This window comes from Rhizobium sp. ERR 1071 (assembly GCF_007828675.1).
Taxonomy (GTDB): Bacteria; Pseudomonadota; Alphaproteobacteria; order Rhizobiales; family Rhizobiaceae; genus Rhizobium; species Rhizobium dioscoreae.
On the sequence record NZ_VITM01000001.1, the window covers coordinates 564,313 to 576,776 of the forward strand.

Below are 12,464 nucleotides of genomic sequence, written 5' to 3' on the forward strand. Positions count from 1 at the left end.
GTACCGATTCGGGACGCCCGGCTACAATTTTAGCGATTATGCTAAACATCCCGCAAGGCACATCTGATATCCAAATCGAGAAAAAGACGGATGAGCCGGGATAACATCATGCAGTTCTCTTCGAAATCTCCCGTTCAGGGCAATCTGAAAATAAAGACACGCGGCTCGCCGCGCCATCACGCGCGGCTCATGGGGCAGGTTCGCTACTTCACCAAGCTTGTCGCCGGCCGCGTCGTCGATATTTCGACAAGCGGCATCGCGCTCGATCTGCAGGCGCCGCTCTATGCAGCGGCGGGCAGCAAGGTTCGCGTCGAGTGCGACGATATCGGCCTACTGGATGGTTTCGTGCGCTGGGCTCACAACGGCCGCATCGGCATCGAGTTCGATCGCTCGTCCAATGCCTCGGCTAAGGTCGCCTCCTATTTCCGCTTTTTCCACAAGGACATAAAGCCGGTTCTCAAGCGCTGATCGAATGTCGGCGCAAGCCGGCTACGATCCACAATAAGCCTGTCACATTCCTGGTGCACACCTTCAAAAATCGTCCTAATCTCGCTCGCCCGAGAGATGATCGACGGACCATAGCCCCATCGTTGAAGGAGTGCCTTATGTCTTCCATTCTGGATTTGCCCAGCATGTCGCGCCGTTCCCTGCTGCAAGGCCTCAGCGCCACGGCGGCGCTGATCGTGCTGCATCCTTTCGCAGCCCGCGCTGCGAGCAATCAGGCGCATCTGCGCCTCATGGAAACGACCGACATTCACGTCAACGTCTTCCCCTATGACTACTATGCCGACAAGCCGAACGACACGATGGGCCTGACGCGTACCGCAACGATCATCGACAATATCCGCGCCGAGGCCACAAACTCGCTCCTGATAGACAATGGTGACGTGCTGCAAGGCAATCCGATGGGCGATTACATGGCCTATCAGCACGGCATGAAGGATGGCGACGTCCATCCGGTCATCAAGGCGATGAACACGCTCGGCTACTCTGTGGGCACGCTCGGCAACCACGAATTCAACTATGGCCTCGATTTCATGTTCAAGGTGCTGGCCGGCGCGAATTTCCCGTTCGTCTGCGCCAACCTGACCAAGGGCAAGCTCGCCTCCGATCCCACCAAGGACGACCTGTTCTTCAAGCCCTATCTGATCCTTGAAAAGAAGATCAAAGACGGCGCCGGCAATGAAAGCCCGATCAAGATCGGCTTCATCGGCTTCGTGCCGCCGCAGATCATGCTTTGGGACATCAAGAATCTCGAAGGCAGGGCGCAGACGCGCGATATCGTCGAAGCCGCCAAGGCCTGGGTTCCGGTCATGAAGGCCGAAGGCGCCGATATCATCATCGCCCTCTCCCATTCCGGCATCGACGGCAGCGGCCCGAGCGAGAAGATGGAAAACGCTTCGCTTTACGTCGCTGCGGTCGACGGCATCGATGCCGTCTTCACTGGCCACCAGCATCTTGTCTTCCCCGGCCCAAAGACCTGGGATGGCATCAAGGACGCCGATCCGGTCAAGGGAACGCTGCACGGCAAGCCTGCCGTCATGGCCGGCTTCTGGGGCTCGCATCTCGGCCTCATCGACCTGCTGCTCGAAAAGGATGGCAAGAGCTGGAGGATCGTCGACTTCACCTCCGAAGCACGCCCGATCTACCATCGCGACGACAAGAAGAAGGTCATCGCTGACGTCACCGACAAGAAGGAAGTCGTCGAAGCCGCCAAGGCCGAGCATGAGGCGACGCTGACCTATGTCCGCACGCCCGTCGGCAAGACCTCTGCGCCGCTCTATTCCTACTTCGCGCTGGTCGCCGACGATCCCTCTGTGCAGATCGTCAGCCAGGCGCAGATCTGGTACATCAAGAACATACTGAAGGAGACGCAGTACAAGGACCTTCCGGTTCTGTCGGCTGCAGCGCCCTTCAAATGCGGCGGGCGCAACGGCGCCGACTATTATACGGACGTTCCCGCGGGCAATATCGCCATCAAGAACGTCGCCGATCTCTACCTTTATCCGAACACCGTCCAGGCCGTTGTCATCAATGGCGCGCAGGTCAAGAATTGGCTGGAAATGTCGGCCGCGATGTTCAACCAGGTTCAGCCGGGTGCCAAGGATGCGGACCTGATCAACAGCAGCTTCCCGTCCTACAACTTCGACGTCATCGACGGCGTGACCTACCAGATCGATGTCTCGCAGCCGCGCCGCTTCGGCGATGACGGCAAGGTTCTGAATGCCGATGCAAACCGCATCCAGAACCTGCAGTTCGATGGAAAGCCGATCGACCCCGCACAGAAGTTCTTGGTCGTCACCAACAACTACCGCGCCGGCGGCGGGGGCAACTTCCCGGAAATCGCGGCGGACAAGGTCGTCTACCAGGCGCCGGACACCAACCGTGACGTCATCGTGCGCTATGTCCACGAGCAGGGCACGATCAACCCGACCGCCGACGGCAACTGGACCTTCAAGCCGCTGGCGGACACGACCGTGCGGTTCCAGAGCTCGCCGAAGGCAAAGGATTTTCTCGATCAGGTCAAGAGCGTCAAGATCGAAGACGCCGGCGAAGGTGCCGACGGCTTCCGCAACTACCGGCTAGTGCTGTAAGCACGAATGCTATCGTCCTCTCCTCTCATTTGGGGAGAGGACTTTTTCACTCCGCCGCCAGACGCTTGTCTCCCGGATGGAACATCTCGACAGCAGACTTGAAGTCCTCCTGATTCGGGCATCGCGACAGACGATCACGGAAAGCTTCGATCATCCAGGCAGCCGCAGGGCCAGGGGGATTGTCCACCTTACGGATGGCATAGAGCGGATATTCACTCTGGTCGTAGGCATCGAGAGCCAAAGGCACCAGCCGTCCCTTCTGCAGGTCCTCCATGATGAACGAGGCCGGCAGGCCGCCCCATCCCAAACCACCGCGGATCAGCTGATGCTTCGTGGCGATATCGCTGAGATGCCAGATCTTGTAGGACAGGACGTTGAAATCCTTGCCATTGGTGAGATTTGACGCGTCGGTGACAACCAGTTGCACTTCTTCGCGCACGTCGGCAAGCGTCAGCGGCCGTCCCAGCAAAGCGAGCGGATGCGTCGGAGCGGCAACCGGCATCATGAAGGAATGTCCGATGCGCTCGATAACCAGGGCATCATCCTGCTTCAACACCGAGCCGCCGATACCGATCGTAGACTTGCCGCTGGCAACCAGCTCCAGCATCGAACCAAGTTCGCCGGTGTCGAGGCGCAGGGAAACATAAGGGAAGCGATCGCGAAATTCCCGCAGCACATCGACCGTGGCATGCACCGGCACCATGACGCTGATGGCAACAGCCACCTCCGCCTCAAGGCCGCTCTTCAGGCCCTTCACGCGTGCGCGCATCACCTGCAGATCGGAAAGAATGCGGCGCGCATCCTCCAGCATTACTCTGCCCGCATCCGTGAGCTTCGGCTGGCGCGAGCCGGAGCGCTCGAACAGCGGCATTTCGAGCTGAGCCTCCAGATTGGCAATCGTGTAGCTGATGACCGACTGTGCGCGGTTCAGCATTCGTGAAGCGGCCGAGAAGCTGCCTGACTCGGCGACGGTCAGAAAGACCTGCAATTGGTCGAGGGTGGGATTGGGGAGCATCTGCCATCCATTCTATCGATAATTCCGATCCATATTATCACAGTTTTTCTCGATAGCACTGACGACTTATTTATGGAGGCGAACGTGATCGGACTCTCCCAGCCGATTTAGCAACTCATTGAAAAGGAAAACGGATATGTCCTCCATTCTGCTTCTGACCTCCAGCCCGCGTCCGGACTCGCTCTCCACGAAGATCGCCACCGAACTGGCCGAGAAGATCAAGGCCAACAATCCGGGCAAGACGCTCGTCAAGCGCGACCTCGCTGCCGACAACCTGCCGCATATCGATGGCCCCTTCACCGCCGCCATCCGCACGCCGGCCGACGCCCGCACGCCCGAGCAGCAGGAACTGGTCAAGGTTTCCGACGCACTCGTCGACGAGCTGCTGGCAGCCGACACGCTTGTTATCGGCACCGGCCTCATCAACTTCAATATCTATTCCTCGCTGAAGACCTGGATCGACAACATCGCTCGCGCCGGCCGCACCTTCACCTACACGGAAACCGGCCCGAAGGGTCTGGCGACCGGTAAGAAGGCCTATATCGTGCTCGCTTCCGGCGGCGTCTACTCCGAAGGCCCGGCTGCCCCGCTGAACCATGCCGTTCCCTACCTGAAGTCGGTTCTCGGCTTCATTGGCATCACCGATGTCGAGACCGTTTACATCGAAGGCGTTGCTTTTGGTCCGGAAGCTGCCGAAAAGGCCGTCGGTGCCGCCCAGGCCCGCGCGTCGGAGCTGGCTCTCGCCGCTTAAGCGACTGCATTTTTTTGATGATGACAGGCGGCCGGCTTCAACCGGCCGCTTTGCTATTCCGCCTGCGGCAGCGCCTTTACGAACCGCTTTACGGTCTCCAGAATTTCGGTCGAAAGAGCCTCGTCATCCGCCACGCGCGCAAGGCCGAGCGCGCCGGTCATCATGCAGGAGGCGATGATCGCTTTGCGTCTTGCTTCGGCTGTCTCCGGTTTCGGCATGCGCGCCGTCATCGCATCGAAATTCCGTCGCAGGCCTTCCGTCGCAACGGCCCGGACCATATCGCTGCTGCGCGCCATATCCGCCGTCAGCGCCGCATAGGCACAGCCCTCGCCGCAATGATCGCGGTGACGTTCGCTGAGATAGGTATCGACATACTCGTTGAGCGAGATGCTTGCGGGATCGATCCCCTTTTCCTCCTGCTGTCGCCGCCACGACCCGATCGCCGATTCCACGGCTTCCGCGACCAATTCGTCGCGAGAGGCGAAATGCTTATAGAAGCCGCCGACTGTAAGCCCCGCCTCCTTCATGAGGTCGGCAACGCCGATCCCTTCCAATCCCTTCTCACGCAAACGCTTGGCAGCGAGCGTCACGATGCGTTCGTGCGTCTTCTGCTTTTCCAATTGTGAGCGGCCCATCGAAAATCCTTTCGTGCCCGGCTTGACAAAATGGATTACGATCATAATCCTTATAGAGAACGATCATAATCCAGATCGTGACAAAAGCCAACAGGAGCTACGAACATGCGTCTCAAGAACAAGGTTGCCGTCATCACCGGTGGAAATAGCGGTATTGGCCTTGCCACCGCCCGCCTCTTCCTCGCCGAAGGCGCCAAGGTCGCCATAACGGGCCGCAACGCCAAGACACTGGCTGCGGCGGCCGAGCAACTCGGCGGCGATGTGCTGGCGTTGCAGGCCGACACCACCGATATCCCGGCCATGGAAAAGGCTTTTGCCGAGGCTGCGGAGAAACTTGGGAAATTTGATGTGGTCTTTGCCAATGCCGGCATTGCCGGGGATACGCCGCTCGGCAAAACCACGCTTGAGCAGTTTGAAACCATCGTTCGCGTCAATTTTACCGGCGTCTTCTTTACCGTGCAGGCCGCCTTGCCATATCTGAACGACGGCGGCTCCGTCATCCTGAACGGCTCCGTCCATGCCGTTCTCGGCATTCCCGGCGCTTCGGCCTATGCCGGCACCAAGGGCGCCGTTCGCGCCATGACACGCAATCTTGCTTCCGAGCTTGCGCCCCGCGGCATCCGCGTCAATCAGGTGACGCCCGGCGCCACCAAGACGCCGATCTGGGAACCGCGCGCCAGCACGCCGGAGGCGCTGGATGCGCTGCAGGCCCGATTTGGCAGCCTCAGCCCGCTCGGCCGCATGAGTGAAGCCGACGAAATCGCGAAAGCTGCACTCTATTTCGCCTCCGACGATTCCGCCAACGTGACGGCCATCGAGATCACGGTCGACGGCGGCGCGATCAACGCCCCGTCCGGCGCGAAGCTCTTCCGCACGGCTTGAAGCCTGCGAATTATCAGCCATCAATTTTCAATGAGTGTTATGGGCCGCCAAAGCAGATGCAGAGGCGGCCTTGCGTCTGATGCATGTTAAAGGAGTTTGGCTGCTTCAGACCTGGCGAACCTTTTCGCCGTCGCCGAAGAGGCCGGCGCCATTCTGGTCGATGATCTGCTGGCCCTTGCGGAAGGTCGATTCCACGGCATCATCAGACGAGGTGAAGACATCGGCGCGGATGAAATTGCGCACCAGGATCTCACCATTTACATCCTTCTCAATCCGGCCCATGAGGCGGAACTGATTGCCCTCGCGCTGCGGCGTCGCATAGATCGTGCAGCCGGCATGTACCTGAGGTTCGACGCTAACAGTCGAGCCGCCGGATTTTTCAGTGCCAGCCTGCGATGCGCCACCGGTGAAAATCGAAAGGATATTTGAAAAGAACGAAGCCATGGATCGCCTTTAGCATGAAGGTTGCAAGGTCGCAAAGTCAAATGATCAGGTTTGCCAGGATCTCGTTTTCGGTGATGTCCTCGTAGCCCATGCCGGAACTTTCAAAATTGGCGATAAGCTGCTTGAAATTATCCGGATTTTTCGTCTCGATGCCGATCAGGATGGAGCCGAAATTGCGGGCGCTCTTCTTCAGATATTCGAAGCGGGCGATGTCGTCTTCCGGGCCGAGCATGTTGAGGAAATCGCGAAGCGCGCCGGGACGCTGCGCCAGACGCAGGATGAAGTATTTCTTCAAGCCCGCATAGCGCATGGCACGCTCCTTGACATCAGGCAGGCGCTCGAAATCGAAGTTGCCGCCGGAGACGACGGCAACGATGGTCTTGCCGCGGATGCTGTCGCGATCGAGCTTTTCCAGCGCCGTGATCGCCAGGGCGCCGGCTGGCTCCAGCACCACGCCTTCCACATTCAGCATATCGGTGATGGTGACGCAGATGGCGTTCTCCTCGATGAGCTTCACCTGCTCGGCCGCAAAGTCCTTCAGGGCCGCGAAATTCAGCTCGCCGATACGACCGACGGCAGCGCCATCGACGAAATTGTCGACCTTGGCGAGCGTGACCACTTGCCCCGCCTCGATGCTGCGGCGCAGGCTCGGCGCTCCGGCCGGCTCGGCGAAGGTGAATGCATCACGCGGGAGCTTATCGGCAAAATAGCCGGTAATCCCGGCAGCTAGGCCACCACCGCCGACGGGAAGAAGGACGTGATCGGGGATAACGCCATCAGGCAGCTGCTCGGCGATCTCGGCAGCGACCGTCGCCTGTCCCTCGATGATATCGGCATGATCGAAGGGAGGCACCATGACGCCGTCGATGCTCTCGACGTGATCGCGCGCGGCCTGATAGCATTGATCGAAGAAATCGCCGAAGAGCTTGATGGTGATGAACTCACCGCCGAAGATACGGGTCTTGTCGATCTTCTGCTGCGGTGTCGTCACGGGCATGTAGACCACGCCGGGCACACCGAAATGGCGGCAGACGAAGGCGAAGCCCTGGGCGTGATTGCCGGCGGATGCGCAGACGAAGGTCTTTCCCGTACCACCCTCGGCAATCACCTTGCGAAAGAAATTGAAGGCGCCGCGGATCTTATAAGAGCGAACCGGTGTGAGATCCTCACGCTTCAGCCAGATGTCGGCGCCATAGCGCGCGGAAAGATGCTCGTTCAGCTGCAGCGGCGTTGCGGGAAAGAGGCCACGCATGGCCTCTGTGGCTTCGAGAACAGTCTGGTTGTCCACGGCTTGTCCGTCCTTCTTCAATCACCCCCGCTATGACACAGGAAAGATGAGCAAAGAAAGCCTCTTTATCGCGCTTTCGGTCCTGCAATGGCAAGATTGGCCGCACCGAACAAGTCATTAACCATTTATGCCCCTGACTGTCGAAACCCCTAAATCTGTGAATTGACAGCCAAGCTCCCCCTGCGTCCAATATGACACAGCCATCATGATGATGGTTAGAGGCCCGCCTTAAATCCGATCGTCGGCTACGGCGGGCTTCGCTTATCCATGCTGGCATTAACTTATACTTGCACATAAGATTGAGAATCGCGCAAAAGATGTTTATCCCAGTTTTGTTCAAGGGGAGAACATCGTCATGCGCCTTATGCGCCCAGCTATAATCGCTTTCACTCTTGCGGTGCTTGCTTCCTGCGCCTCGCAGGAAAAAAGCTTCGAGAAGAACATCCCCATTATGAAGGAAAGCCCGACGGCACGAGCGCAGGTCATCGACAAGTGCATGTCGCAGCGCCTGCCACCGGAAACGCTGGATGAAATCGCTTTCTACGTCAAATCTCAAAGAAGCGACGCAAAGCGGCTCTTTTGTCAGCGACTGATGAACGGTGTGGTATCGGGAAAGATCAGCTATGCCGATTTTAAGGCCATGTTCCAACAGAAGAAGGTGACACCGGCGCTTGTCAGCGTTCTCAAGGGTCGCTGAGCCGAGCATGTCAGGCTGACGCCGATCGGCTCCCTCCTGCAAAACAATCCTTGACTGAATCGCTCAAGTGCTTGATGGGGAAAGGCACGCGGACGTGGCGAAACTGGTAGACGCAAGGGACTTAAAATCCCTCGGCCTTTGGCTGTACGGGTTCGACCCCCGTCGTCCGCACCAAAAATCAAATTTCATCAAAATCCCAATGAAAAGAGGCGCAGCCTTCGCCGCGCCTCTCTCAATCGATATGCAGATTCAAATCAAGCCGTGAGCTTGGCAGCGATCTTGGCGACGTGCGCGCCTTGATATTTTGCCGCTTCCAGCTCGATTTCGGAAGGCTGGCGGGAGCCATCGCCATTGGTGATCGTCGAAGCGCCGTAGGGCGAGCCACCCTTGACTTCTTCCGTGCCCATCTGGCCCTGGAAAGCATAAGGGAGGCCGACAACGGCCATGCCGTGGTGGAGAAGCGTCGGAATGAAGCCGAGGATGGTGGATTCCTGGCCGCCGTGCTGGGTTGCGGATGAGGTGAAGACCGAGCCGACCTTGCCGACGAGCTTGCCGCCGAACCACAGGCCGCCGGTCTGATCCCAGAAATTGCGCATCTGCGAGGCGACCGTGCCGAAGCGCGTACCGGCGCCGACGATGATAGCGTCATAGTCTGCCAGTTCGTCCGGGGTTGCGATCGGGGCTTCCTGATCGAGCTTGAAGTAGGATGCCTTGGCGACTTCTTCCGGAACGAGTTCCGGTACGCGCTTAACGGTGACGTCGGCGCCGGTGGACTTTGCACCTTCTGCGACGGCATAGGCCATCTTCTCGATGTGACCGTAGGAAGAATAATAGAGAACCAGAACCTTAGCCATAAGAACGTCTCCCGTTTGTTGGACGCGTTGAATGTCGGGGAATCTTGTATCAGCGATGCGACAAGGGCGCAGCCCCCACGCTCAGAACGCACTGTTCATCCTGCGTAGACGCAATTTCATTTGCAATATTTGCCGGGACCTGCGGTCGAGTGAAAACGAGCGTTTGCAATCGCTGCAAACAGCGCTACCTATCTCGAACACTTTTGAACGCGCCGACTGCGCATTGTCCTGGATATCTTCATGTCGAACGAAATCATTGTCACAGCCGCCATGCTGGCCATCGGCGACGAACTGCTCTCCGGCCGGACCAAGGACAAGAATATCGGCCATCTTGCCGATGTGCTGCTGCTGGCCGGCATCGACCTGAAGGAAGTCCGCATCGTGGCCGACGATGAAGATGCCATCGTCTCGGCGCTGAATGCCTTGCGCGGCCAGTATGATTACGTCTTCACGTCCGGTGGCATCGGCCCGACCCATGACGATATCACCGCCGATGCCGTCGCCAAGGCCTTTGGCGTGCCCTGCGAGCACGATGCCGAAGCCATGCGGATCATGGGCGAAATGTACGCACGGCGCGAGATGGAATTCACCGAGGCTCGCCAGCGCATGGCCCGGATGCCTGTGGGATCGAAGCATATCGCCAATCCGGTCTCGACTGCGCCCGGCTTCAACATCGGCAACGTCTACGTCATGGCCGGAGTGCCGCAGGTTTTCCAGGCGATGCTCGACAATGTCATACCGACGCTAAGGACCGGCGCAAAGGTGCTATCAACAGCGATTTCCTGCCCCTATGGCGAAGGCGAGATCGGCACGCCGCTCGGCCTCATCCAGAAGGCGCATCCTGAAACCAGCATCGGCTCCTACCCGCGCTATGTCGGCCAATTCTTCTCGACCGAGATCGTCGTCAGGGGCCGCTCGGCGGAATTGGTCGAAAGTGTCGCAGCGGAAGTACGCGCAATGATCGAAGCCATCCGACAGTCGAAAGCCAAGGAAAATCAGTCGGCTGAGGCCTGACCTTTAACGAAGGTGTGTACGTTCCAGGGAACTCTGAGACCATTCGGAGCATTATCTTGTAGCGGAATGCTGATATCATGATCCGATCCAACCCTTCCGCATGGGAGATCTCTTCATGTCCTACAAAACGATAGTGACCGTTCTCGACAATCCCGACAATACGCGCATCGCTGCCGCGTTTTCGGCGGCGCTCGCAAAGGAGCACGGCGCCCATGTCGTCGGGCTTCATGCGGAAATCGTCTCGACCGTGCCGCTGGTGGCGCCGATGGAGATTCCGGACCCCGTTGCGGTTCAGGCACTTCAGGATGTCGCCCATAATCAGGCGGTCGAAATCGAACGGGTGTTCCGCTCAAGAATGGAAGCCGCTGGTATCGACTATGAATGGCACAGCTTTGCCAGCACGGTCGGCTACGGCACCGAACCGCTGATCGAAAGTGCCCGCAGTGCCGATCTGCTGGTGGCCGTGCAGCCGGACCCGTCGAAATATGCCGATACCCAGGTCGATGTCGAAACCTTCCTGTTCGACAGCGGCCGGCCGGTCCTGTTGATCCCCTATATTCTCAAGGAGCCTAAGCCCGTCCGCCGCGTGCTGATCGCCTGGAACGGCTCCAAGGAAGTGGCCCGCGCCACCTTCGACGCCCTGCCTTTCCTCAAGGCTGCGGATTCGGTCGAGATCCTTTCCGTCAGCACGTCGGAAAAGGACCCTCATCCGTCCAAGGAGACCGGCGTCCGGATAGCCGCGGCGCTGACGCGCCACGGCGTGCGCGCCAAGTTCGAAACGGCAGCCTGCAGCGGCAAGTCGACGCCGTCGCAGGTCATCGAAAACCGCCTGGCGGACGACAGCATCGACCTGCTTGTTATGGGCGCCTATACGCATTCCTGGCTGTGGCAGATGATCTTCGGCGGTACGACGCGCACCCTGCTGCAATCGATGACAGCAATGACGTTGCTGGCTCGCTGAGCGGCTGAAAGCTCAAATCCTATATCAACCGGTGCAAATGTGCATCGGTTGGCTGCTTCGCGGCTATTGCCTTTTGCCCGTAAATCCAGCAGAAAGCAGCGACCGATGACAGAATTCCCGCCAGGGAACCGTTCGCGCGGTCGAAGGGGCATGATCCCGAAAAGCCCAGGCTTTCCCGGATAAGATCCCGTTCAGGCAGATAGCAAGCGAATCGCGTTCCGGATTTGGTTCTTGGTCCGCGCCCGCCGCGGGGTCTGCTCAGGGTCACCGGCGCTGCCGGTGCGTCGTTATTCCATGCCCCGGAGCTTTCTGCCATGTCCCTGCCCGATAAAGCCTTTCCCGTATCCTGGGATCAGTTCCATCGCGATGCGCGCGCGCTTGCCTGGCGGCTTGCCGGCCTGAACCGTGAATTCAACGCAATCGTCTGCATTACCCGCGGCGGCCTCGTGCCGGCTGCCATCATCTCTCGCGAGCTCAATATCCGGCTGATCGAGACGGTGTGTGTCGCTTCCTATCACGATTATTCCAGCCAGGGCGAAATGAACCTGCTCAAGGGCATCGCACCGGAACTATCGGTCAATGGCGGCGAAGGCGTCCTTGTCATCGACGATCTCACCGATACCGGCAAGACGGCTCTCGAAGTCCGCGCCATGCTGCCCAAGGCGCATTTCGCCTGCGTCTACGCCAAGCCGACCGGCGTTCCCACGATCGACACCTTCATCACCGAGGTTAGCCAGGACACCTGGATCTACTTCCCCTGGGACATGGGCTTCACCTATCAGGAGCCAATCGCCAAGGGCCATCGCGGCTGATCTCCCGCTGCCGGCACGCGAATCAGTCACGATTCACGCGCCGTCGCGAAATGCGATTCGAATAGTGGTAATAGAGGTGGGCGCTACGGCGCCCACTAGATTTAGTGGGCATCACAAAGGCGAGAAAGCGTGAGATTCAAGGCTTTCCGCGCGAATCATGATGCGTCACGGCATGAATTTGCGGCGCTGCCAATGGCATCGAGGTCACGGTCACAATTTTGTCGCTTTCGACACCGCCGGTGATGATACTTGCTGCACCAACGGTCGCGCGAAGGGCGAGCATCCCTCCTCAAGCTCTTGAATCTCTTAGCCTACTGGCATTTCCCCAGTTTCCACAGGCGAGCCCACAAGATATTGTGGTTAGCAATCCATTACAAACCACCCCTTGACGGAATCGGGTCTTTCAAAGTTAATGGACGACGTTGCGGCGGCGACTGGACCAGGCGGGGTTACGAGGACTGGTTCTCAATTCGAAATCGGATTTGGATTCAACGCGATTCACCTGTGCAGGTGGCCC

Annotated in this window: 13 protein-coding genes and 1 tRNA gene; 9 read left to right on the forward strand and 5 right to left on the reverse strand. The window is 58.8% G+C overall.

What is annotated here, in order from left to right; genetic code table 11:
- The first annotated feature begins 108 nt into the window (after positions 1-108).
- Positions 109-468 carry a PilZ domain-containing protein gene (locus FBZ99_RS02830; protein WP_145631297.1) on the forward strand — a complete coding sequence of 120 codons (360 nt, stop codon included), beginning with the start codon at positions 109-111 and terminating at the stop codon, positions 466-468.
- A 137-nt stretch (positions 469-605) separates the two neighbouring features.
- The gene (locus FBZ99_RS02835; protein ID WP_145631299.1) at positions 606-2,594 is read left to right on the forward strand and encodes a bifunctional 2',3'-cyclic-nucleotide 2'-phosphodiesterase/3'-nucleotidase; all 1,989 of its coding nucleotides are present in this window, start codon (positions 606-608) and stop codon (positions 2,592-2,594) included.
- A gap of 46 nt (positions 2,595-2,640) precedes the next feature.
- Here the strand turns inward: FBZ99_RS02835 and FBZ99_RS02840 are convergent, their stop codons facing one another.
- Positions 2,641-3,609 carry a LysR family transcriptional regulator gene (locus tag FBZ99_RS02840; RefSeq protein WP_113333513.1) on the reverse strand — a complete coding sequence of 323 codons (969 nt, stop codon included), beginning with the start codon at positions 3,607-3,609 and terminating at the stop codon, positions 2,641-2,643.
- Positions 3,610-3,745: 136 nt separating this feature from the next.
- Between FBZ99_RS02840 and FBZ99_RS02845 the strand changes: the two genes are divergently transcribed.
- Complete coding sequence (locus FBZ99_RS02845) at positions 3,746-4,360, forward strand: FMN-dependent NADH-azoreductase (RefSeq protein WP_113333514.1); 615 nt, start codon at positions 3,746-3,748, stop codon at positions 4,358-4,360.
- A 53-nt stretch (positions 4,361-4,413) separates the two neighbouring features.
- Here the strand turns inward: FBZ99_RS02845 and FBZ99_RS02850 are convergent, their stop codons facing one another.
- Complete coding sequence (locus FBZ99_RS02850) at positions 4,414-4,995, reverse strand: TetR/AcrR family transcriptional regulator (RefSeq protein WP_145631302.1); 582 nt, start codon at positions 4,993-4,995, stop codon at positions 4,414-4,416.
- A 105-nt stretch (positions 4,996-5,100) separates the two neighbouring features.
- On the opposite strand from FBZ99_RS02850, the gene FBZ99_RS02855 reads away from it, so the two are divergent.
- On the forward strand, positions 5,101-5,877 hold the full coding sequence (locus FBZ99_RS02855; protein ID WP_145631304.1) for an SDR family NAD(P)-dependent oxidoreductase: 777 nt from the start codon (positions 5,101-5,103) through the stop codon (positions 5,875-5,877).
- Between the two features lie 105 nt (positions 5,878-5,982).
- On the opposite strand, the gene FBZ99_RS02860 is transcribed toward FBZ99_RS02855, so the two are convergent.
- Both FBZ99_RS02860 and ilvA read right to left on the reverse strand, forming a co-directional pair.
- Entirely contained in the window at positions 5,983-6,321 is a 339-nt protein-coding gene (locus tag FBZ99_RS02860; protein WP_015339645.1) for an HlyU family transcriptional regulator, read from the reverse strand.
- A gap of 37 nt (positions 6,322-6,358) precedes the next feature.
- The gene (gene ilvA, locus FBZ99_RS02865) at positions 6,359-7,573 is read right to left on the reverse strand and encodes a threonine ammonia-lyase (RefSeq protein ID WP_233788715.1); all 1,215 of its coding nucleotides are present in this window, start codon (positions 7,571-7,573) and stop codon (positions 6,359-6,361) included.
- Between the two features lie 391 nt (positions 7,574-7,964).
- On the opposite strand from ilvA, the gene FBZ99_RS02870 reads away from it, so the two are divergent.
- Together FBZ99_RS02870 and FBZ99_RS02875 are read left to right on the forward strand one after the other, a co-directional pair.
- Positions 7,965-8,306 (forward strand): hypothetical protein, encoded by a 342-nt coding sequence (locus tag FBZ99_RS02870; RefSeq protein WP_069611935.1) that lies wholly within the window; start codon positions 7,965-7,967, stop codon positions 8,304-8,306.
- A gap of 88 nt (positions 8,307-8,394) precedes the next feature.
- Positions 8,395-8,480 (forward strand) — tRNA-Leu (locus FBZ99_RS02875).
- 80 nt (positions 8,481-8,560) lie between these two features.
- Here the strand turns inward: FBZ99_RS02875 and wrbA are convergent.
- Positions 8,561-9,160 carry an NAD(P)H:quinone oxidoreductase type IV gene (gene wrbA / locus FBZ99_RS02880; RefSeq protein WP_113333517.1) on the reverse strand — a complete coding sequence of 200 codons (600 nt, stop codon included), beginning with the start codon at positions 9,158-9,160 and terminating at the stop codon, positions 8,561-8,563.
- Positions 9,161-9,400: 240 nt separating this feature from the next.
- Here wrbA and FBZ99_RS02885 point away from each other — a divergent pair, with 240 nt between their 5' ends.
- The 3 genes from FBZ99_RS02885 (at position 9,401) to gpt (ending at position 11,947) form a co-directional block, all read left to right on the forward strand.
- Positions 9,401-10,174 carry a competence/damage-inducible protein A gene (locus FBZ99_RS02885; protein WP_113352648.1) on the forward strand — a complete coding sequence of 258 codons (774 nt, stop codon included), beginning with the start codon at positions 9,401-9,403 and terminating at the stop codon, positions 10,172-10,174.
- 115 nt (positions 10,175-10,289) lie between these two features.
- On the forward strand, positions 10,290-11,135 hold the full coding sequence (locus FBZ99_RS33015; RefSeq protein WP_113352649.1) for a universal stress protein: 846 nt from the start codon (positions 10,290-10,292) through the stop codon (positions 11,133-11,135).
- Positions 11,136-11,449: 314 nt separating this feature from the next.
- Positions 11,450-11,947, forward strand: a complete 498-nt coding sequence (gene gpt / locus FBZ99_RS02895) for a xanthine phosphoribosyltransferase (protein ID WP_145631308.1) — start codon at positions 11,450-11,452, stop codon at positions 11,945-11,947.
- The last annotated feature ends 517 nt before the right edge of the window (positions 11,948-12,464 follow it).

Coding starts and splice junctions, on each gene's coding strand:
- FBZ99_RS02830 (WP_145631297.1), top strand. CDS start 109: ATGCAGTTCTCTTCGAAATCTCCCGTTCAGGGCAATCTGAAAATAAAG.
- FBZ99_RS02835 (WP_145631299.1), top strand. CDS start 606: ATGTCTTCCATTCTGGATTTGCCCAGCATGTCGCGCCGTTCCCTGCTG.
- FBZ99_RS02840 (WP_113333513.1), bottom strand. CDS start 3,609: ATGCTCCCCAATCCCACCCTCGACCAATTGCAGGTCTTTCTGACCGTC.
- FBZ99_RS02845 (WP_113333514.1), top strand. CDS start 3,746: ATGTCCTCCATTCTGCTTCTGACCTCCAGCCCGCGTCCGGACTCGCTC.
- FBZ99_RS02850 (WP_145631302.1), bottom strand. CDS start 4,995: ATGGGCCGCTCACAATTGGAAAAGCAGAAGACGCACGAACGCATCGTG.
- FBZ99_RS02855 (WP_145631304.1), top strand. CDS start 5,101: ATGCGTCTCAAGAACAAGGTTGCCGTCATCACCGGTGGAAATAGCGGT.
- FBZ99_RS02860 (WP_015339645.1), bottom strand. CDS start 6,321: ATGGCTTCGTTCTTTTCAAATATCCTTTCGATTTTCACCGGTGGCGCA.
- ilvA (WP_233788715.1), bottom strand. CDS start 7,573: ATGCGTGGCCTCTTTCCCGCAACGCCGCTGCAGCTGAACGAGCATCTT.
- FBZ99_RS02870 (WP_069611935.1), top strand. CDS start 7,965: ATGCGCCTTATGCGCCCAGCTATAATCGCTTTCACTCTTGCGGTGCTT.
- wrbA (WP_113333517.1), bottom strand. CDS start 9,160: ATGGCTAAGGTTCTGGTTCTCTATTATTCTTCCTACGGTCACATCGAG.
- FBZ99_RS02885 (WP_113352648.1), top strand. CDS start 9,401: ATGTCGAACGAAATCATTGTCACAGCCGCCATGCTGGCCATCGGCGAC.
- FBZ99_RS33015 (WP_113352649.1), top strand. CDS start 10,290: ATGTCCTACAAAACGATAGTGACCGTTCTCGACAATCCCGACAATACG.
- gpt (WP_145631308.1), top strand. CDS start 11,450: ATGTCCCTGCCCGATAAAGCCTTTCCCGTATCCTGGGATCAGTTCCAT.